18 protein-coding genes are annotated in these 18,708 nt (G+C 60.6%); 5 read left to right on the top strand and 13 right to left on the bottom strand.

The genetic code is table 11. From position 1 onward, the window contains the following. Positions 1-114: 114 nt before the first annotated feature. A complete protein-coding gene (locus ABIE63_RS10210) occupies positions 115-369 on the top strand; it encodes a SemiSWEET transporter (protein ID WP_354504378.1) in 255 nt (84 codons plus the stop codon). On the opposite strand, the gene thpR is transcribed toward ABIE63_RS10210, so the two are convergent. The 5 genes from thpR to ABIE63_RS10185 form a co-directional block, all read right to left on the bottom strand. After that, positions 360-944: an RNA 2',3'-cyclic phosphodiesterase gene (gene thpR, locus ABIE63_RS10205; protein WP_354504377.1), complete on the bottom strand. Its 585-nt coding sequence runs from the start codon at positions 942-944 to the stop codon at positions 360-362. The genes ABIE63_RS10210 and thpR overlap by 10 nt on opposite strands. Before the next feature lie 84 nt (positions 945-1,028). After that, the gene (locus ABIE63_RS10200) at positions 1,029-2,069 is read right to left on the bottom strand and encodes an NADP(H)-dependent aldo-keto reductase (RefSeq protein ID WP_354504376.1); all 1,041 of its coding nucleotides are present in this window, start codon (positions 2,067-2,069) and stop codon (positions 1,029-1,031) included. A 45-nt stretch (positions 2,070-2,114) separates the two neighbouring features. Beyond that, on the bottom strand, positions 2,115-3,257 hold the full coding sequence (locus ABIE63_RS10195; RefSeq protein WP_354504375.1) for an FIST C-terminal domain-containing protein: 1,143 nt from the start codon (positions 3,255-3,257) through the stop codon (positions 2,115-2,117). Continuing rightward, entirely contained in the window at positions 3,257-3,922 is a 666-nt protein-coding gene (locus ABIE63_RS10190; RefSeq protein WP_354504374.1) for an arylesterase, read from the bottom strand. Before ABIE63_RS10190 ends, ABIE63_RS10195 begins: the two co-directional genes overlap by 1 nt. A 65-nt stretch (positions 3,923-3,987) precedes the next feature. Beyond that, complete coding sequence (locus ABIE63_RS10185) at positions 3,988-4,533, bottom strand: SH3 domain-containing protein (RefSeq protein WP_183417436.1); 546 nt, start codon at positions 4,531-4,533, stop codon at positions 3,988-3,990. Positions 4,534-4,823: 290 nt separating this feature from the next. Here ABIE63_RS10185 and ABIE63_RS10180 point away from each other — a divergent pair, with 290 nt between their 5' ends. Further along, positions 4,824-5,813, top strand: a complete 990-nt coding sequence (locus ABIE63_RS10180; protein ID WP_183417435.1) for a D-glycerate dehydrogenase — start codon at positions 4,824-4,826, stop codon at positions 5,811-5,813. Positions 5,814-5,844: 31 nt separating this feature from the next. Here the strand turns inward: ABIE63_RS10180 and moeB are convergent, their stop codons facing one another. The 6 genes from moeB to ABIE63_RS10150 form a co-directional block, all read right to left on the bottom strand. Then, complete coding sequence (gene moeB / locus ABIE63_RS10175) at positions 5,845-6,684, bottom strand: molybdopterin-synthase adenylyltransferase MoeB (protein ID WP_354504574.1); 840 nt, start codon at positions 6,682-6,684, stop codon at positions 5,845-5,847. A 59-nt stretch (positions 6,685-6,743) separates the two neighbouring features. Continuing rightward, a complete protein-coding gene (betA, locus tag ABIE63_RS10170) occupies positions 6,744-8,420 on the bottom strand; it encodes a choline dehydrogenase (protein ID WP_354504373.1) in 1,677 nt (558 codons plus the stop codon). Further along, the gene (gene betI / locus ABIE63_RS10165) at positions 8,407-8,997 is read right to left on the bottom strand and encodes a transcriptional regulator BetI (RefSeq protein WP_354504372.1); all 591 of its coding nucleotides are present in this window, start codon (positions 8,995-8,997) and stop codon (positions 8,407-8,409) included. The genes betA and betI overlap by 14 nt, the downstream gene beginning before the upstream one ends. Positions 8,998-9,123: 126 nt before the next feature. Next, complete coding sequence (locus ABIE63_RS10160) at positions 9,124-10,551, bottom strand: saccharopine dehydrogenase C-terminal domain-containing protein (protein ID WP_354504370.1); 1,428 nt, start codon at positions 10,549-10,551, stop codon at positions 9,124-9,126. A gap of 103 nt (positions 10,552-10,654) precedes the next feature. Continuing rightward, the gene (locus tag ABIE63_RS10155; protein ID WP_354504369.1) at positions 10,655-11,179 is read right to left on the bottom strand and encodes an N-acetyltransferase; all 525 of its coding nucleotides are present in this window, start codon (positions 11,177-11,179) and stop codon (positions 10,655-10,657) included. Between the two features lie 22 nt (positions 11,180-11,201). Next, positions 11,202-12,332 (bottom strand): type III PLP-dependent enzyme, encoded by a 1,131-nt coding sequence (locus tag ABIE63_RS10150; protein WP_183417429.1) that lies wholly within the window; start codon positions 12,330-12,332, stop codon positions 11,202-11,204. Positions 12,333-13,007: 675 nt separating this feature from the next. Here ABIE63_RS10150 and ABIE63_RS10145 point away from each other — a divergent pair. Genes ABIE63_RS10145 through ABIE63_RS10135 form a run of 3 tightly spaced genes read left to right on the top strand, consistent with a single transcriptional unit; the run spans position 13,008 to position 15,866 of the window. After that, positions 13,008-14,039, top strand: coding sequence for a TRAP transporter substrate-binding protein (locus ABIE63_RS10145; RefSeq protein WP_354504367.1), 1,032 nt, complete (start codon positions 13,008-13,010; stop codon positions 14,037-14,039). A 37-nt stretch (positions 14,040-14,076) separates the two neighbouring features. Further along, complete coding sequence (locus ABIE63_RS10140) at positions 14,077-14,562, top strand: TRAP transporter small permease (protein WP_354504366.1); 486 nt, start codon at positions 14,077-14,079, stop codon at positions 14,560-14,562. After that, positions 14,562-15,866, top strand: a complete 1,305-nt coding sequence (locus ABIE63_RS10135; protein ID WP_354504365.1) for a TRAP transporter large permease — start codon at positions 14,562-14,564, stop codon at positions 15,864-15,866. Before ABIE63_RS10140 ends, ABIE63_RS10135 begins: the two co-directional genes overlap by 1 nt. Here ABIE63_RS10135 and cysN read toward each other — a convergent pair. Both cysN and cysD read right to left on the bottom strand, forming a co-directional pair. Beyond that, positions 15,863-17,767, bottom strand: coding sequence for a sulfate adenylyltransferase subunit CysN (gene cysN / locus ABIE63_RS10130; RefSeq protein ID WP_354504364.1), 1,905 nt, complete (start codon positions 17,765-17,767; stop codon positions 15,863-15,865). The genes ABIE63_RS10135 and cysN overlap by 4 nt on opposite strands. After that, on the bottom strand, positions 17,767-18,669 hold the full coding sequence (gene cysD / locus ABIE63_RS10125; RefSeq protein ID WP_183417424.1) for a sulfate adenylyltransferase subunit CysD: 903 nt from the start codon (positions 18,667-18,669) through the stop codon (positions 17,767-17,769). The genes cysN and cysD overlap by 1 nt, the downstream gene beginning before the upstream one ends. Between the last annotated feature and the right edge of the window lie 39 nt (positions 18,670-18,708).

Genomic DNA, 18,708 nt, shown 5'->3' with positions numbered 1-18,708 from the left:
AGAGTAAAGCCAATCCGCAGATCGGCAAAATGAGGGCTTCCAGTCCAGTGGGTTTCGGGATTATAGGAGCGCTTTAACCTCTGTGATTCCTCATTCTCGAAACGGTGACCCAACATGCAGTCCTTCACTTTGATCGGGATTCTAGCCGGGAGTTGCACCACCCTCGCCTTCTTACCCCAGGCGGTCAAAGCCTGGCGATCACGCTCCACCCGCGATCTTTCGCTATCCATGTTCCTAATATTCGTGACCGGCGTGCTTTTATGGCTGACGTACGGGCTCATGATCGGGGACTTGCCGATAATCCTTGCTAACAGCATGACCCTGCTGCTCGCCGGATCGATCCTGCTGTGCAAACTAATTTACCGTTGAAGTCCCGCGTTCAACTGATAGCCCTCAGCCATGACCCGCAACAGATCATAGTCCGCTTCAGCCCGGTAGATAGAGCCCTCGCCGCTCAGGAACGATTGGTACAGCGTGAAACGCTCGACCTGGAAAGGCGCGCTGCGGAACAGGGCGTTGCGGGTTATGAAATCCTGTATCTCCGGCATTGCCGAACCGCCGCCGCGAAAGCGCGCCAACGTGATGTGCGGTCGGAATTTGCGCGGTTCGGGGTGCAACCCCGCCCGGACCGACGCCGATTCAATCTTGTCGCGTAGGTGATTGAGGGCGCCGTTGGGTTCCACCCCCGCCCAAAGAGACCTGGTTTTGCTGCGGTCGCCGAAGGCACCGACACCACGTAGCGAAAGCTCAAAGCCTGGCGCAAAGATGCGGGTCAGCAGGCTGTGCAGGTCATCGGCCTGCCCGCCGTCGATCTCACCCAGAAAACGCAGGGTTATGTGGAAGTTCTCCGGGCGGACCCAACGCGCGCCGGGAATTCCGTTGCAGAGAATGGCAAGATCGTCACGCAGGTCTTCAGGTATATCCAGGGCGACGAAGAGGCGCATGACGAATCCCTCCTTGATGCTCCGATAAGCATGACATCTGGTGCCAGCGAATCAAGCATCTCGACGTCGCCCGGAAAAATACCCTCAGGGGCAGGGATAGGTATGATCTTTGTGGGCTTCTTCCAGCTCAGCCAGCAATTCCTTGGAAAGCTTGAGTGTTGCGGCCTTCAGGTCGTGCTCAAGCTGTTCAACGGAGGTTGCCCCGATGATGGAACTGGTGACGAAGGGGCGGCTGATTACCCAGGCGTGGGCCATATGAACGGGGTCTAAACCATGCCGTGCGGCGATTTCGCAATAGGTACGAACCGCCGAGTCGGCGCGCGCGCCCCTATAGCGCGTGTTGCCTGGGAACAGGGTGAAGCGAGCGCCCGCGGGCAGCTTCCCGTCGAGATACTTACCTGACAGCGCCCCCGCGGCCAGCGGCGCATAAGCCAACAACCCGCAGTCCTCGCGAATCGCCACCTCGGCCAACCCGACTTCGAAACTGCGGTTCAAAAGGCTGTAGGGGTTCTGGATAGAAGCCATACGCGGCCCCAAGCCCTGATCGGACAGCGCCAGATAGCGCATCAAGCCCCAAGCCGTTTCGTTTGAAACGCCAATGTGCCGTATTTTTCCGGCTTTTACCTGCTCGTCGAGAGCTTCCAGGGTTTCAGCCAACGGGGTCATAGTTTCATCGGGTTTGTGGACGAATCCCAGGCGGCCAAAGGCATTGGTCGCGCGGTCGGGCCAGTGAAGCTGGTAGAGGTCGATATAGTCCGTCTGCAAACGCTTCAGGCTCGCATCCACAGCGGCGCTGATATTCTTGCGATCAAGCCGTTGGTTGCCGTCGCGGATATAGGGAAAGCGAGGGCCGGGGCCCACGACCTTCGTCGCCAGGATCACCTTGTCCCGCTGCTTGCGAGCGGCAAACCAAGTGCCGATGATCTCCTCGGTACGCCCGTAAGTCGCGGCTCGAGGATCAACCGGGTACATCTCCGCAACGTCGAAAAAATTAATGCCGCGTTCGAGCGCCAGATCCATTTGCGCATGCCCTTCGGCCTCGCTGTTCTGTTCTCCCCAGGTCATGGTCCCCAGGCAAACCGCACTGACCTCAAGGCCGCTACGGCCGAGCTTTCTCATCTCCATTTGATAGCTACTCCCCGATCAGGAAATCCAACGGCCGCAAGCTTGTCAGAGCAAGAGCGTGAGCACGCCGGTATAGGCATAAAGTCGGTCATTAGAAATCTCCCCCCCGGCATAGAAACCAACCAGCGGGAAATCTCCCAAAACCTCTCGAACAAGTTTCAACTCTTCGGAATTAACGCCAAAAAGATGCGGACCCCGAGCCGAGCAGGAAACATAGATTCCGGCTTTTGGCACACCTTCGATACGGCTTTCAATTCCCTCCAGCATGCGGCACAGGTCGCGCACGGCCGATTGCGGGTCGCGGCGAGCGAAAAAGACCCGTTGCCCGACCGTCACTTCCTCGCCAACCGCCACGAGCCCCGAATTCGGGTCGAGCCCAACGAGATTGCGAACGAGGTAATCACCGGTGTCGCTGCCGGAAATCGGAAAGCCCACCGTTATGTATCCCGCAAGCCGCCGAGGGTCGCGCATCAAGAGTTCGCCAACCGTCTCGCGCAGCACCTCGTAGGCAGGCCGGCCATCCAACGTTTCGATGACATTCTGGTCTGCTGCTGTAATGACATGGCTATCGCCCAACGCCGTGCATCCCTGGCTCAACGCCGTCGCCGCCAAAACCCGCGAGCCAAAGAATACGCCGCTCAAACCACCTGTCACCGCCCCACCTGCGGCCTGCGGTTGGCTTGGGCTTCGGCTCGCAGTCAATCCGCCAACCAAAAAGCAGCCGCTGACCTGACTGAGCGCCGGAATCATGTCGGCAATGTGCGGATTTGTCGGATCGGCATGCACCAGCGCCAGTGTCGGGTGTTTATCCCCAAGCCACGCGCCATGCTTGGTTTCAAGTTCAGAAAGGCTGTCGACCAACGGCCCGAAAACGCGAAAATCCTCTTCCGGCAGGCGTCCGATCAGCAACACAAGAGCGGGCTGATCGTGAGCCTCCCATCCGCTTGCCGCCACCCCGACACCAACCGTGCCAAGCCAGTTGTCAACCGATGTTCTAGACCGCAAGGCAACCAGGATATCGTCCCAGTCCTTCGCCAGTTCGTCAGTCGCATAGATGAACCCGATGTTCGCTTGGTCAGGCAAGCGCCCGATCTCCGCCAGTGCAGCGCTTAGACAAGCGCTCCAGTCGGCACCTTGCCCCCGCCCTGCCACGAACACCGATTCGATTCCCGTTGGCCCATCCGTCATCAAGGCGCCTCTCGGAGTTGATCGAGCAAACCCGTCACACTGGGCAGGATTGCTTCGACAATCCGCGCCACGCCATCGGCGTTGGGATGCAAACCGTCGGATTGATTCAGCGGCGGCACCGCCGCCACGCCTTCAAGGAAAAAGGGATAGAGCGGCACTTGGTAGGTTTCGGCCAGCGCCGGGTAGAGCGCGTTGAACGCGTCGACGTAATCAGCTCCAAGCCCCGGCTGCGCGCGCATACCGGCGAGCAGTATCTCTATGTCGCGGGCCTGCAATGCCTCGATAATGGCGGAAAGATTGGCCTTTGCCTCGGCAGGATCGATGCCGCGAAGCATATCGTTGGCGCCCAACAGCAAAAGCACCGCATCTGGACTCTCCGCCAGACTCCAGTCCAGCCGTGCACGACCGCCCGCCGTCGTCTCGCCGGAATTGCCGGCGTTGATGACGGTCACGTCGTATCCGGCTTCATCCAGGGCATCCTGAAGCTGATCCGGAAAGGTTTCACCGGGACCCAAGCCATAGCCATGGATCAAGGAATCGCCGTACGCCATCAACCGCAACGGCTTCGCAGCAGCCTGGGGCAATGCCATTGCCAGGACCGTCAGTGCCAACAGCAATGCCGCAAACAGTCGGTCGGGAAAAAACTTGTGCGTACTAAAATTCATATTTCAGATCATTTGCTGGGCTATGGGCGCCCACAGATATCGGCGTTGAAGCCGCCAGGGTCAAGTCACTGCAAATCTTCGCGCGGCAGGGTGCCGTAGAAATCGCTCCGCATCAGCCAGCCGTCATAACCCGCAACCTCGGCCCTGCACCAGCCACCGTCACAGCCCTTGAGCTCACCGATGACGCCGCCTTCCAGCCAAGCCACCAGGGCCGCACTCTCCGAAGGCTCCCGTCGCAAGGCGACCTGGTCGCCCTGGACGCGAAGGGTGCGGCGGCCGCTCAGCATGGATTGGTGAACCCAGCCCAGCGTGCCCTCCCAATCGCGGACCCGCCGCCAGGTTTCAAATTCATCGACGATTTCAACGGGCAGCCCTTGCCGCCGGTAAACCCACTCGATCGGATAGCGCACACCGGGGCCGGTGCGCAGGTTGACTTCATCTGATCGAAAGGAGGCAAACCGGGGCAGTGGAAGACCGGTCCGGCCCGGCCGCTCGATTTCGCGGGTCTCGCTGCCCGCCTGCTGGGCCAGGCCCTCGGCGTAGGTGGAAAACAACAGACCGAAGCAGAAAAGCGCGTTTAAAACGACTTGCCTTCCTCTTCTGCCCGTCATACGTCAAACCCTCTCCACCCCGTCGGCAGGGATCGCTACTCAAGCCCGCACCGCGACTCGGACGACCTTCACGGCCAGCCGATCTTCTGCTGTCGCAGGGTTTGGTGCTCGCGTCAACACTATCGGCCACTTTGAAGAGACTGCTAGCCCCCTCATCATTCTGGACTTACACGAAGGCTGCTTGTGTTAATCTGGACAAAGGCCATAGGGTCTTGCTAAGGGACCGCCAGCGCCACGCAAGTTCGCTTTGTCGCCGTCCTATCCGTCGGCCGTCCTGAAGGGAGAAAAGAATGGCTCCATCGAAGAAGCCTCTGGTCATTGTCACTCGCCGTCTTCCAGACGTCATCGAGACGCGGATGATGGAGCTGTTCGACACGAAACTGAACCTGGACGACAAACCTTTGAGCCAGGCGCAACTCGTGGAGGCGGTGAAGACTGCCGAAATCCTGGTGCCGACCGTGACCGACCGCATTGACGCCGCCGTCCTGTCGCAGGCCGGGCCAAAGCTTCGGCTGATCGCCTCCTTCGGCACCGGCGTCGACCATATCGACATCAAAACGGCGCGCCAGCGTGGCATCACCGTGACCAATACCCCCGGTGTCCTGACGGAGGACACCGCAGATATGACCATGGCGCTGATCCTTGCCGTGCCGCGCCGCCTGACCGAAGGCGAGCGTCTGCTGCGCGACGGTGAATGGAGCGGCTGGGGACCCACCCACATGCTGGGCAACCGCATCTGGGGCAAACGTCTGGGGATCATCGGCATGGGCCGCATCGGCACCGCCGTGGCGCGCCGGGCCAAGGGCTTCGGGCTATCGATCCACTATCATAACCGCCGCCGGGTCCACCCGGACCTCGAGGCCGAGTTGGAGGCGACCTATTGGGACAGCCTGGACCAGATGCTGGCCCGCATGGACATTATCTCGATCAACTGCCCGCATACCCCCGCGACCTACCATCTGCTGTCGGCACGGCGCCTGAAGCTGCTGCAGCCGCAGGCCTACATCGTCAACACCAGCCGTGGCGAGGTCATGGACGAGAACGCCCTGACCCGCATGTTGGACCGGGGCGAACTGGCGGGCGCCGGGCTCGATGTCTTCGAGCACGAACCGGCGGTCAATCCCAAGCTCTTGAAGATGGACAATGTGATCCTGCTGCCGCACATGGGCTCGGCCACCATCGAGGGGCGTATCGCCATGGGCGAAAAGGTGATCATCAACATCAAGACCTTTGCCGACGGCCACACGCCGCCCGACCGGGTCCTGGAGACAATGTTCTAGGGAAAGAACTGTAGCTCGACCTTCGTGCCTGTCAGCTCTCGCAGACGGCGTCTTCGGGGCGGTAGCGGGCCGGGTCCAGGCTGGTGATGCGCGCCTGCGGGCCGCAGAGCAGGCAGGCCGGGTCGGGCTTGGCGCGGATCACCCGGAAGCTGGTCGAAAGGGCGTCGTAGAGCAGCAAGCGACCCGAAAGAGTGTCGCCCGCGCCGGTAATCTCCTTGATGACCTCGGTGGCTTGCAGGCTGCCCATCACGCCCGGCAGACTGGCCAGCACCCCGACATCGGCGCAGGACTGCTTGGGATCACGCTCCGGCTGCTCGCCAAAGAGACAGCGGTAGCAAGGATGCGCCTCCTCCCCTTCGTGACGCTGATGCGCTTTGAAGGTCGAAAGCTGTCCATCGAAGCGCATGATTGCAGCCGATACCAGAGTCTTCCCGGCCAGATAGCAGGCATCGTTAACCAGGAAGCGGGTGGCGAAGTTGTCCGATCCGTCGGCCACCAGATCATAGCCAGCGACAATCTCGCCCGCGTTCTCCGCCGTCAGGCGCGTCTTGTGCAGCGTCACCTCGATCTCCGGATTGATCGCGGCCAGGCGCTCACGGGCACTGTCGCCCTTGTGGCTGCCCACGGCGGGTGTGTCGTGCAGAACCTGGCGCTGCAGGTTCGACAGATCGACGCTATCGTCCTCGACGACGCCCAAACGGCCAACACCGGCGGCAGCCAGATAGAGCAGCAGCGGCGAGCCAAGACCACCCGCGCCGACGATCAGCACGCTGGCACTCAGCAAACGCGCCTGCCCCTCGTCACCGATCTCCGGCAACACCAGGTGGCGGGCATAGCGTTCGATCTGTGGGTCGGTAAAATCTTCGATCATGGTGCTAGATGTAGGATGCTTTTCCCGGTCGTGCAAAGTTTCTTCGCTGCTGGGTTTCCTCAGCGCTGGCTGGTCTGCCAATTCGGGTTGATCCAGGGTTCCTGATTGGCAGACGGCAAGGGCTCGCGGTCCAGAATATGATCGCTCGCCTTCTCGCCGACCATGATTGAGGGGCCATTCAGGTTGCCGTTCGTGATCCTTGGAAAGATCGAGGAATCGGCAACGTAGAGTCCTTCGACGCCTATGACCCTGCATTCCGGGTCAACCACGGCGTTCACATCGTCTGCAGCGCCCATGCGGCAGGTGCCACAGGGGTGATAGGCGCTCTCCACGGCCTCGCGGATGAAATCGTCCAGCGCGGCATCCTCCTGAACGGCAACGCCCGGTGTGATCTCGCGGCCCACATAAGGCGCGAAAGCGGGTTGTGAGAATATCTCCCGCGTCATGCGGATGGAGGTTCGGAAATCCTCCCAATCCTGCGGCGAGGACATGTAGTTGAACTGAATTCTCGGCGCATCGCGGTGATCGCCGGAGCGCAGACGCACCCAGCCGCGCGAGGGCGAACGCATGGGACCAACATGGGCCTGGAAGCCGTGCGCCTTGGCGGGCGCCTTGCCGTCGTAGCGAATGGCGACCGGCAGGAAATGATACTGAATATCAGGGTACTTGACCCCTGCCTTGGAGCGGACGAAGGCTGCCGACTCAAAATGGTTGGTCGCTCCCAGGCCGTTTTTGAACAGCAGCCAACGCAGACCGATCATACCCTTGGAAATCAGGTTCAGGTGCTTATACAGCGTGATGGGCTGCAGGCATTCCATCTGCAGGTAAAGTTCCAGGTGATCCTGCAGGTTTTCTCCAACGCCCGGGCGGTCGGCGATAACCTCGACCCCCTGTTCGCGGAGTTGCGCGGCCGGACCTATGCCCGACAGCATGAGAATCTTCGGCGAGTTGATCGAGGACGCCGCCAGTATGACGGCGCGCCGGGCGTGATAACGCTCGATGCGGCCACCCCGGTCGACCTCAACGCCAACGGCGCGTTTGCCATCGAAGAGAATGCGGCGAACCATCGTACGCGTACGCATTTCCAGATTGGCGCGCGCACGCACCGGTTTCAGGTAGGCGTTGGCCGCGGACCAGCGGCGCCCCTTCCAGATTGTCATCTCCATGGCGCCGAAGCCTTCCTGCTGGGCGCCGTTGTAATCTTCCGTGACAGGATACCCCGCCTGCCGGCCCGCCTCTATAAAGGCACTGTAAAGCGGATTTTTCTGCTTCCCGCGGCTGACATGCAAGGGGCCGTCGCTGCCGCGCCACCCCTCCTGGCCGCCGTGAGAATTCTCCAGACGTTTGAAATAGGGCAGCACATCTCGGTAACCCCATCCCTTGGCGCCCATCTCCTCCCAAGCATCGTAATCGCAGGCGTGACCGCGTACGTACACCATTCCGTTTATGGAGGAAGACCCACCAATCACCTTGCCGCGCGGGCAAGCCAAACTGCGCCCACCCAGATGAGGCTCCGGCTCCGACCAGTAACCCCAGTCGTAGGTGCGCATATTCATGGGATAGGAGAGCGCTGCCGGCATCTGGATGAAAGGACCGAAGTCGCTGCCGCCGTATTCCAGCACCAAGACGCTGTTGGCTCCATCTTCCGACAGGCGGTTGGCCATGGCCGAACCGGCGGACCCGGCGCCGACGATGATGAAGTCGCTCTCGTCGGTGTAGGATCTAGGCAATCTCATGTCTCCCGATCAGGCGAAAAATCAAACCTTCGGCCCAGGCAATGGCGTCCGCTGGATCGGGTATCCGTCCAGCGAGTGCGTAGCGCAGCCAGAGGCCGTCGATAATGGCTGCCGCCCCGATCGCGCAAGCGCGCGCTTCTTCGGGCGGCAGATAGGCACGAAAAGCATAGGCGAAGTTACGCGCCAAGCGTATCTGATAAATCTGCAACAGCCGGCGGGCATTAGGGCCGGTCTGGGCTTGCAGATAGAAGGCCAACCAAGCCGATATCAAGGTTTTTGTGAACTGGGTGTCGCCGAAATTGGCGGCAATGATGGCTCGGATTCGCTCATCGGGTGTGGTCGCCTTAGCCAGACGCTGGCGTAGCTCCAGCCCCAGCGAATCCAACAACTGGCGCATAGTGGCAGCCAGCAATTGCTCTTTGCTGCCGAAGTAGTGATGCGCCAGTCCGTAGGACAGCCCCGCACGCTTCGCGATCTCGCCAATGGTGACGCCGCAAAAGCCGCGATCGTGTATTGCCTCGATGGTTGCGGCGATCAGTTGCCGCCGACGGATCGGCTCCATTCCCACCTTTGGCATGATCGCACGGCCCCGCGGAAAGTTGAACAATTGATCAACAAAAATACCCGGCCCACCACAAAATGCAAGCCGCCCGCCGTGCTATACCTCAGGAATCAACGTCAGCCCGGACCCGTATTCCCACTGTCAGCGAACGATGACGTTCTTGAAGCGCCAGGGCTCGTCCCGGTCCACATCCTCCGGGAACAATGCTTCGCGGCCCTTGAGCGGCGTCCAGTCGCTGTACTGTCCGATCACCGGACCGAGGTAAGGCATTTGAATCTCCAAGACCCGGTCAAAGTCCATCTCGTCGGGCTCGACGACACCACGGCGCGGGTTCTCCAAAGCCCAGACCATGCCTGCAAGGACGGCCGAGGTCACTTGCAGCCCGGTTGCGTTTTGGTAGGGCGCCAGTTCACGCGCGTCCTCGATGGAAAGCTGCGAACCGTACCAGTAGGCATTCTTCGCATGGCCGTAGAGCAGCACGCCTAGCTCGTCCATACCCTGAATGATCTCGTCATTGAGCAAGCGGAAGCGGCTCTGAGGCTCCAGGCCATTGCCCTGCATCTCGTGCAGCGACAGGATTGCGTCGTCGCAGGGGTGATAGGCGTAGTGGCAAGTCGGGCGATAGCGCAGCGAGCCGTCGGCGTTCTTGATCGTGAAGTAATCGGCAATCGAGATCGCTTCCGAGTGGGTGATCAGATAGCCGATGATAGAGCCCGCGGCCGGCGTCCAGGTTCTGACGCGGGTGGTGCAGCCGGGACGATTCAGATAGATGGCGGCCTTCTCGCCGAACGCATGCTCTCCACCGTCGAAGGGAAGGTCGCCCTCGAAGCTACCCCAACCAAGCTCGGTCGGCTGCAAACCCTCGGAGATGAAACCGTCAATGGACCAGGTGTTATGGAACACGTCCTTTGGCTTGGGTTGCCCCGTGACCTGGGTATCGCGCTCCGCGATGTGTATGCCCTTCACGCCCAGGCGTTCCGCCAACGCGCCCCAGCCAGCGCGGGTTCTGGGGACGTCGGTGGCCACGTCGAGATCCTTGGCCAAATTGAGCAAGGCCTGCTTGACCAAATGGCTGACCATGCCCGGATTCGCGCCGTGGGTCAGAACGGCTGTCGGGCTGTCCGTCCCCAGTTCGGCGCGGAGCGCCAAGGCCGTCTCACGCAAGGCGTAGTTGGAACGCTCGGATGGTGATAGCGAGGGATCCGTATAGCCGCCCGGCCATGGTTCGATGCAGGTATCGATGTAAAGCGCGTCTTTCGTTGCGGCATAGCGGATCAAGTCGAGCGATGACACCTCGACCGAGAGATTGACGAGGAAACCACCGGGCTTGGTGAACAACGGATCGAGCGTTGCGGCCAAATTGTCCGGCGTGATGGCAGTCTTGACGAAAGTAACGCCAAGCGCCTCGGCCTCCGGGCGTCCGCTATCGTCCGGCGAAATCACGGTAACGCGTTTCGGGTCCACGGCGATATGACGTAGGATCAGCGGCAGGCTTCCCTTACCGATCGAGCCAAAACCGATCATCACCATGTCGCCATCGAAGCTGGCATGAATGGGCCAGTTAGCCATAGCAAAACTCCCTCTCGTCTCGATCAAGTCTCAAAATTCGATAAAACACGGAACCGGGCCGACAACCCGGCCCGGTTCACTCTAGCACTAAATTGATTGCGGATCAGGCGACCGCGCGCTGCTCGAAAAAGAGGGGCGCTGCGGGGCGCACCATCCCGGAAAGACCACGCAACCAGCCGGGCCGCAACTCCAGGCCCAAGAAGCGATTGCGCTCGACCGGCCCCGGCAGGGTCAACGAGCGTGTGGGCAGCGTGGAGAAGCCAAAGCGTCCGTAATAAGACGCGCAGCCGACCAGAAGGATCGCCCCGTGACCCTTGGCGCGCGCACGCCGCAAAGCCACCTCCATCAAGCCGATTCCAAAACCCTCACCCCGCCGCTCGGACCGAACGGCCAGCGGCCCCAGCAACAAGGCTGAGCGGTGCGGTTCACCGACCGCTATGTCCCACAAGGTGACGCTGCCAATCAAAGCGTCGTTCTCCCAGGCGGCCAATGCCAGGCCGTCAGCCGGGAGGCGACCGCTGCGCAGCCGATGAACGGTCTTGCGCGTATGACTGCCGTTGAACACGTCCTGCAGAAGTGCGGCGACAGCAATAGCGTCCTGGGGACGCTGTTCAATGATTCTCATCATAACAGGATCCTCCTTCCGGGAGTTAGATACAGACAGTTCTAAGCGGCTGAAAACCGTTAAAGGCCACGGATGAATAGGTTGAGGTATAAGCGCCCGTAGCACCGATCAGCAGCAGATCTCCGATCTCCAGGCTGACGGGCAGCGCATAGGGTCGCTTCTCATAGAGCACATCCGCCGAATCGCAGGTAGGACCGGCAAGAATGGCGCCCTCCGTTTCGGCACCGTCGCAGGGTGTCTCAATCGGATAGCGAATCGCCTCGTCCATCGTTTCGGCAAGCCCGCCGAACTTTCCGATGTCGAGATATATCCAACGCTGCGTCTCAGCATCGCTTTTACGGCTGATCAGGAGAATTTCGCTACGGATCATGCCAGCGTTTCCGACCATGCCACGGCCTGGCTCGATAATGGTCTCGGGCAACCGGTTGCCGAAATGACGGCTGAGCGCATCACGAATCGCAAAGCCGTAGCGTTCGGCATTCGGCACGTCCCTGGTGTAGCGGGTTGGGAAACCGCCGCCCAGGTTTACCATGCGCAGATTGACGCCCAGGCGCTCCAGGCGGCGGAAAATCTGACCGACCGTTGCCAAGGCGGCGTCCCAGGCCATGGTATTGGCCTGCTGGGAGCCGACATGAAAGGAAACGCCGTAAGGATCGAGGCCCAGTTCGGCGGCGCGGAGCATCAAACGCTCGGCCATCCGGGGCTCGCAACCGAACTTACGCGACAGCGGCCACTCGGCGCCCTCGCCGTCACAAAGAATGCGACAGAAGACCTTGGCGCCTGGTGCTTGACGCGCAAGCTTCTCCAGTTCGGCATCGCTGTCGAAGGCAAAAAGCCGAACACCCAACTGGTAGGCGCGGGCGATATCGCTTTCCCGCTTGATCGTATTGCCAAACGAGATGCGCTCGGCTGAAGCACCGGCGGCCTGAGCCATGCGGATCTCTTGCAGCGAAGCTGTATCGAAACAGCTTCCCAGGCTGGCCAGCAGAGACAGGATCTCGGGCGCTGGGTTGGCCTTCACGGCATAGAAAATCCGGCTATCCGGCAATGCACGCGCAAACCCGAGGTAGTTCTGGCGAACCACGTCGAGATCAATAACCAGGGTCGGCTCCTCATGCGGGAGAGCCTTGAAATAGTCACGGATACGATCCGTCATGACCCACACTCCTCCTTCAAGCGAACGAAAGGGAATGTTTGCGTCACGTGGCCGATATCCAGGTTCATAAGCATCCGCAAGCCGCTCAGGCAGGCAGATTATCATGACCCTTCATCGGTCTTACGGAATGTCTTTGAAAAGTGTCATTCCGCACGGCTATGGCAAACAGTAAGCGCCTCTTCAGTGACCCCGGCGGTTGGACTCGCCGGCAGAGACCAAAAAAGCCGTCTTACGTCGTTGCTTTAAGCTGGGGGGAACCGATGATCCGATCCCGCGACTAGGCCCAACCACAGGCACGTGCGATTGACGACAACGAATGCGGATATAAGACCAATGAATCCACGGTGCAAGAAAAATTTTGCACAAACTTCAAATCGCATGATCGACAGCGTTAACAGCAGGTTCGCCGGCGTCTTGCACAAGCCCGCAGGCCGGGGCGATTTGGTCGCGGTCCATGGGCGCATCCACGAGGTTCGGGGGCCACCCCGTCTCTAGACGCTGCGGTCAGGTCGCCAACGGACTCAAGGCCGCCGTTTCCCGGAGATGCAGAGGGGTTGTAGCTTTGCTATGCACTTGCATTGTCGAGTTGGGGCGCTAGGCTCACGCCCGATCCGCAAGCGGCGCGTGGGCAGGGTTGGCCCCGGCCGGACGCGAGAAAACAGGGGAACGACCGAAATGAAAAAAGCTATCGTTGCAGGCCTGATTGCTGGTTCGCTTTGGGGCATGGGGCAGCCGACGGACACGAGTGCTGCGGAGACAACGCTGCGCTACGCGCACTTCATGCCAGCCGGATCCTGGCAGAATCAAATTATCTTCGAGGACTGGGCACGAAGCGTGGAACAGGCGTCCGGCGGCGAACTGGAGGTGAAGGTTTTCCCGGCACAGACCCTGGGCAAAGCGCCCGCGGGCTACGACAACGCCAAGAACGGCATTGCCGAGATCGCCTGGACGGTACAGGGCTATACTGCGAATCGTTTTCCGCTGAGCCAAATCGTCGAGCTTCCTGGGCTGTTCAAGACAGCGGAGGAAGGCTCCTGCGCGTTCCAGAAGCTCTACGACAGCGGTGTGCTGGATTCGGAGTACGAGGACACCAAGGTGCTCTATGTGCATGTGCATGGCCCCGGCCATCTGCACACGCGCGATAAAGCGGTCACCAGCCTGGACGACCTGAAGGGCCTGAAGATTCGCCGCCCGACGACGGTGATCGGTAAACTGTTGGAGGAGCTGGGTGCGGAACCCGTAGGAATGCCCGCCCCCGGAATCTACGAGGCGACTCAACGCGGAACCATCGATGGCTTCATGCTGCCTTGGGAAGCAGTAAAGGGTTTTCGTGTAGACGAGGTTGCGCCCAATCACACGGAGATCGGCCTCTACTCCCTGGCTTTCGTTGCGACCATGAACAAGGCGGCCTACGACCGGCTTGGTGCCGCGGGCAAAGCGGCGATCGATGCCAATTCCGGGATGAAATGGGCGGTGATCGCCGGACGGGGTTATGATCAGGGCGATATTGTCGGGCGTGAGGCAGCTGCGGCAAGCGGCACGATTTACCAGCTCTCCGACACGCAAACCACCGCCTGGGAAGAGGCGGGTCAACGGGTTACGGAATCCTATCTGACCGAATTGGAGGCCCAAGGGCTTCCGGCACGCCAGACCTACGCGGATTTCAAAGGCTATGTCGCCGACTGCCGTGCCATGATCGCCAATTGAATACGGGACCGCGCCGGTGGCGCGGTAAAGGAAGGCCATGCCGCGCCTCGTTGCGATCAGTGTTGCTCTGTCCTCGGCAGCCCTTGGTTTCCTGCTGCTAGTGGTCGCTGCCAGCATTCTGGCGCGTATCCTTTACGATAGCAGTGGCGGCGCCATAGACCTGCTGATTCCTGGCGCGATCGAGGCCGCCAGCTATGCGCTTCTCGTTCTGATTTTCGCAGCACTGCCACTTGCTGCCGGTGAAGGCTTGATCAGGGTGGAGTTCCTGACGGCGCGTTTGCCCCTGGCGCTACGCCAGTTTATGGACCGGCTATGGCTGATCCTGGCCGGTTGTGTGGGTGGTCTGATGGCCTGGAATTTCGCCTGGGAGACCTTGACCGCGCTACAGCGGGGCGATGCGACTCAAGATATGCAGATACCGCTCTTCCTCTTCTATGGCTTCATAACCATCACCTCCGCCGCTTTTGCACTCGCTGCCGTGCTTCGCGCCGTGACACGCCACCATCAAGCGGAGTCGAGTTGATGAGCCCCGAGGCTATCGGATTCCTGGCAATCGGCATTTTACTTTTGCTGATCGTGCTGCGTTGTCCGGTGGCGCTGGCAATGATCCTGACCGGTGCGGGCGGGTTTGCCGCGATCGTCGGCTGGCAGCCAGCGGTCTCGCTCTTCATGACAGGTCCCTTCGAAGTGGCGAGCAACTACTCGTTCACCATGATTCCCTTGTTTCTCCTGATGGGGAATCTGGCCGCCCAGACTGGACTCTCCAAGGACCTTTTCGCAGCAGCCCGGCGCTTGATGGGCGGCTGGCGGGGCAGCCTCGCCTTGGCTTCGGTGACCGCCAGTGCGGGCTTTGCCGCGGTCTCCGGCTCATCCCTTGCCACCGCCGCCACGATGGGTCGGGTGGCGCTACCGGAGATGAAGCGCCAGGGCTACAGCAACCGCTTGGCAAGCGGCAGTCTGGCCGCCGGCGGCACACTGGGCATCATGATCCCACCCAGCATAGCGCTGTTGCTCTATGCCCTGATCACCGAGCAGTCGGTCGGCGCCTTGTTCCTGGCGGGCGTTCTGCCCGGACTACTCGCCTTCGCGCTCTACCTGCTGGTCATCGTCCTGCATTTAAAACTGCACCCTGAAGATGCGGGACGCCCGGAGGCGCTACAGGACGAACCTCTGTGGCCCTTGCTATGGCGCGCCTCCCCAGTGGCCTTACTCTTCGCAACCGTCATGGGCGGTCTTTACGGCGGCATTTTCACGCCGACCGAGGCCGCTGGCGCCGGCGCCATGCTGACCCTGTTGGTCGCTTTGGCGCGGGGGCTGAAACGGCAAGCTTTCGCGCAAGCTCTGCGCGATACCGTCGTCACCTCAGCCGCTCTTTTCCTGATCATCATCGGCGCGGAGATTTTCGGATTCCTGCTGTCGGTCTCCCAGTTGTCCTTCGGCATGGTCGAGCTGATCCGCGAATGGGGCCTGGCTCCCTGGCAGGTACTGATCGTCATTCTGGTCTTCTACGTGATATTCGGCTGCTTCATGGACAGCTTGGCCATGATCCTGCTGACCGTGCCGATCTTTTATCCCTTGATCCTGGAAAGCGGTTTCGATCCGGTCTGGTTCGGCATTGTCGCCGTGGTGACGGTTGAATTGGGGCTCATCACGCCGCCGGTGGGCATGAATCTCTTCGTCATCCGAAGCGTTGCGCCGGATATCGCCATGCAAGACATCATGCGCGGCGTCCTGCCCTTCGTCGGTATTGACCTCTTGCGGTTGGCGATCCTGGCCGCATTCCCGGCCATCTCGCTCTGGCTACCAAAGCTCCTGGGCGCTTACTAGTGCTCCTTGAGGTAATCCAGGAGTAAGGTCACTGCTTGTTCAGGCGAGAGGTCCGCGGTTTCCAGACGCATTTCCGGTTGTTCCGGCGGCTCGTAGCCGCTGTCTATGCCGGTGAAGTTCTTGATCTCGCCGCGTCTGGCCTTGGCGTAGAGGCCTTTGGGATCGCGCGCCTCGCAAAGCGCCAGCGGCGTATCCACGAAGACTTCCAGGAACTCGCCCTCATCAAAGAGCGAACGTGCCAAATCACGTTCCGACCGGTAGGGCGAGATAAAGGAAACCAGCACAATCAATCCCGCATCGACCATCAATCGAGATACTTCGGCAACCCGGCGTATGTTCTCAACACGGTCCGTCTCCGTGAAGCCTAGGTCTCGGTTGAGACCATGGCGCACATTGTCGCCGTCCAGCAGGTAGGTGTGTTTGCCCAGGGACTGCAATCGCTTTTCCAGAAGGTTTGCGATGGTCGACTTGCCCGACCCTGAAAGGCCCGTGAACCATAAGCAACGCGCCGTTTGATTCTTTAATGTAGCGCGGGATTCCTTCGATACGTCGAGCGCCTGCCAATGAATATTGGATGCACGGCGCAAGGCGAAGTCGATCATGCCCGCACCGACCGTGTCATTGGTCATACGATCGATCATGATGAACGCACCGAGCGTCCGGTTCTGCTGATACGGTTCGAAGACCACCGGGCGATCGAAGGAAATATTGACCACCGCGATCTCGTTCAACTCGACCGCCTTGCCCGCCAGGTGCGCGCCGGAATTGACGTCGATCAGATGCTTGATATCGGTCACCGTGCCGGTCACCTGTTTCGTGCCGATCTTCACCGTGTAGGCCCGCCCCGGCATCAAGTGATGCTCGGCCATCCATAGTAGTTTTACCTCGAACTGATCGGCGGCCTGCGGCGGTTGCGCGGCGGCCGCGATCACGTCGCCGCGGCTGACATCGACTTCGTCGGTCAAGGTCAGGGTCACGGATTGATCGGCGCCCGCCTCGTCCAGTTCACCGTCGAAGGTCACGATTGAGCGCACCCTGCTCTCCACCCCGGAAGGAAGCACGCGAATCGAGTCGCCGCAGCGAACGGTCCCTCCGGCGATACGCCCGGAAAACCCGCGAAAATCGAGGTTTGGTCGGTTGACCCACTGCACCGGCATGCAGAATTTCTGCGCTAGGGCCGCATCCGCGACCGGGACCGTTTCCAGGTAGCTGAGCAAGGTCGGCCCGTTGTACCAGGGCATCTTCTGGCTGGGCTGCACGACGTTTTCGCCGTCCAGCGCCGAGACCGGCACACAAAGGATATCCGCAAAGCCAAGATCTGCGACAGCAGTCCGGTACTCCTGCTCGATCTTCTCGAAGACCGAGACGTCGTAGCCGACCAAATCCATCTTGTTGATGGCCACGACCACATGGCGGATGCCGACCAACGAGACAATACGGCTGTGCCTGCGGGTTTGGGTCAGAACGCCCTTGCGAGCATCGATCAGAATGACGGCGACGGACGCCGTGGAAGCCCCGGTCGCCATGTTACGGGTGTACTGCTCGTGCCCCGGTGTGTCGGCGACGATGAACTTACGGGCATCGGTGGAAAAAAACCGGTAAGCCACGTCAATGGTTATACCCTGCTCGCGCTCGGCCTGCAGGCCATCGACCAGTAAGGCCAGATCGAGTTTTTCGCCCTGGGTGCCGACTTTCTTGGAATCCGCCTCCAGCGTGGCAAGCTGATCCTCGAAAATCAGCTTTGACTCATAGAGCAGACGCCCAATCAAGGTGGACTTCCCGTCGTCGACGCTGCCGCAGGTGATAAACCGCAGCAAATCCTTGTCGTCCTGAGCCTTCAGGTATTCTTCCACTGTTTCCGCGGTCAGCACCTCGGGGCTTGGGCTATCCGGCGCCGTCATCAGAAGTAGCCCTCCTGCTTTTTGCGTTCCATGGAGCCGGCGCCGTCATGATCGATCACCCGTCCGCTGCGCTCGGAGGTCTTGGCCGCCAGCGTTTCCGCCACGATCTCCGCCAAGGAGCGCGCGGGGCTTTCAATGGCACCGGTCAAGGGGTAGCACCCGAGCGTTCGGAAACGCACAAGCCGCATCTGCGGCGTTTCGCCTTCGGCCAAGGGCAGCCGCTCGTCATCAACCATGATGAGTGCGCCGTCGCGCTCGACCACCGGTCGTTCATCGGCGAAGTAAAGCGGCACGATGGGAATTTCTTCCCGGTAGATGTACTGCCAGATATCCAGTTCGGTCCAGTTCGACAGGGGAAAAACACGAATGCTCTCGCCCTTTTTGATGCGCGTGTTGTAGAGGTTCCAGAGCTCCGGCCGTTGACGCTTGGGGTCCCAACGGTGGCCGGGCGCACGGAAGGAGAAAATACGTTCCTTGGCACGCGACTTTTCCTCGTCGCGCCGTGCGCCGCCGAACGCGGCATCAAAGCCGTGCAGGTCAAGCGCCTGTTTCAGCGCTTCGGTTTTCATAATGTCCGTATAGACCGCCGAGCCGTGGGTGAAAGGTGTAACGCCCTGCTTGCGGCCCTCTTCGTTCGTGTAGGTGATCAACTTCATGCCTACCTCAGCCACCGTCCTGTCGCGAAAGGCGATCATTTCGCGGAACTTCCAAGTGGTATCGATGTGCATGAGCGGGAAGGGCGGCACCGACGGATGGAACGCCTTGCGGGCCAGATGAAGCATGACCGAGGAATCTTTCCCGATCGAATAGAGCATCACGGGATTGCGGCACTCCGCCACAACCTCACGCATGATTTCGATGCTTTCCGCCTCAAGGCGATCAAGATGGGTCAATCTAGGCATCGTCCTGCAGCCCCCGCAGCGTCGCGGCCCCCACTGGTT

The sequence above is a fragment of the Limibacillus sp. MBR-115 genome (assembly GCF_040549425.1).
Taxonomy (GTDB): Bacteria; Pseudomonadota; Alphaproteobacteria; order Kiloniellales; family CECT-8803; genus Limibacillus; species Limibacillus halophilus.
This window is presented reverse-complemented; position numbering and strand designations above follow the sequence as displayed.

What these genes read in the sequence shown, in the direction of transcription:
- ABIE63_RS10210 (WP_354504378.1), top strand. Translation starts at nt 115, where the DNA reads ATGCAGTCCTTCACTTTGATCGGGATTCTAGCCGGGAGTTGCACCACC.
- thpR (WP_354504377.1), bottom strand. Translation starts at nt 944, where the DNA reads ATGCGCCTCTTCGTCGCCCTGGATATACCTGAAGACCTGCGTGACGAT.
- ABIE63_RS10200 (WP_354504376.1), bottom strand. Translation starts at nt 2,069, where the DNA reads ATGGAGATGAGAAAGCTCGGCCGTAGCGGCCTTGAGGTCAGTGCGGTT.
- ABIE63_RS10195 (WP_354504375.1), bottom strand. Translation starts at nt 3,257, where the DNA reads ATGACGGATGGGCCAACGGGAATCGAATCGGTGTTCGTGGCAGGGCGG.
- ABIE63_RS10190 (WP_354504374.1), bottom strand. Translation starts at nt 3,922, where the DNA reads ATGAATTTTAGTACGCACAAGTTTTTTCCCGACCGACTGTTTGCGGCA.
- ABIE63_RS10185 (WP_183417436.1), bottom strand. Translation starts at nt 4,533, where the DNA reads ATGACGGGCAGAAGAGGAAGGCAAGTCGTTTTAAACGCGCTTTTCTGC.
- ABIE63_RS10180 (WP_183417435.1), top strand. Translation starts at nt 4,824, where the DNA reads ATGGCTCCATCGAAGAAGCCTCTGGTCATTGTCACTCGCCGTCTTCCA.
- moeB (WP_354504574.1), bottom strand. Translation starts at nt 6,684, where the DNA reads ATGATCGAAGATTTTACCGACCCACAGATCGAACGCTATGCCCGCCAC.
- betA (WP_354504373.1), bottom strand. Translation starts at nt 8,420, where the DNA reads ATGAGATTGCCTAGATCCTACACCGACGAGAGCGACTTCATCATCGTC.
- betI (WP_354504372.1), bottom strand. Translation starts at nt 8,997, where the DNA reads ATGCCAAAGGTGGGAATGGAGCCGATCCGTCGGCGGCAACTGATCGCC.
- ABIE63_RS10160 (WP_354504370.1), bottom strand. Translation starts at nt 10,551, where the DNA reads ATGGCTAACTGGCCCATTCATGCCAGCTTCGATGGCGACATGGTGATG.
- ABIE63_RS10155 (WP_354504369.1), bottom strand. Translation starts at nt 11,179, where the DNA reads ATGATGAGAATCATTGAACAGCGTCCCCAGGACGCTATTGCTGTCGCC.
- ABIE63_RS10150 (WP_183417429.1), bottom strand. Translation starts at nt 12,332, where the DNA reads ATGACGGATCGTATCCGTGACTATTTCAAGGCTCTCCCGCATGAGGAG.
- ABIE63_RS10145 (WP_354504367.1), top strand. Translation starts at nt 13,008, where the DNA reads ATGAAAAAAGCTATCGTTGCAGGCCTGATTGCTGGTTCGCTTTGGGGC.
- ABIE63_RS10140 (WP_354504366.1), top strand. Translation starts at nt 14,077, where the DNA reads ATGCCGCGCCTCGTTGCGATCAGTGTTGCTCTGTCCTCGGCAGCCCTT.
- ABIE63_RS10135 (WP_354504365.1), top strand. Translation starts at nt 14,562, where the DNA reads ATGAGCCCCGAGGCTATCGGATTCCTGGCAATCGGCATTTTACTTTTG.
- cysN (WP_354504364.1), bottom strand. Translation starts at nt 17,767, where the DNA reads ATGACGGCGCCGGATAGCCCAAGCCCCGAGGTGCTGACCGCGGAAACA.
- cysD (WP_183417424.1), bottom strand. Translation starts at nt 18,669, where the DNA reads ATGCCTAGATTGACCCATCTTGATCGCCTTGAGGCGGAAAGCATCGAA.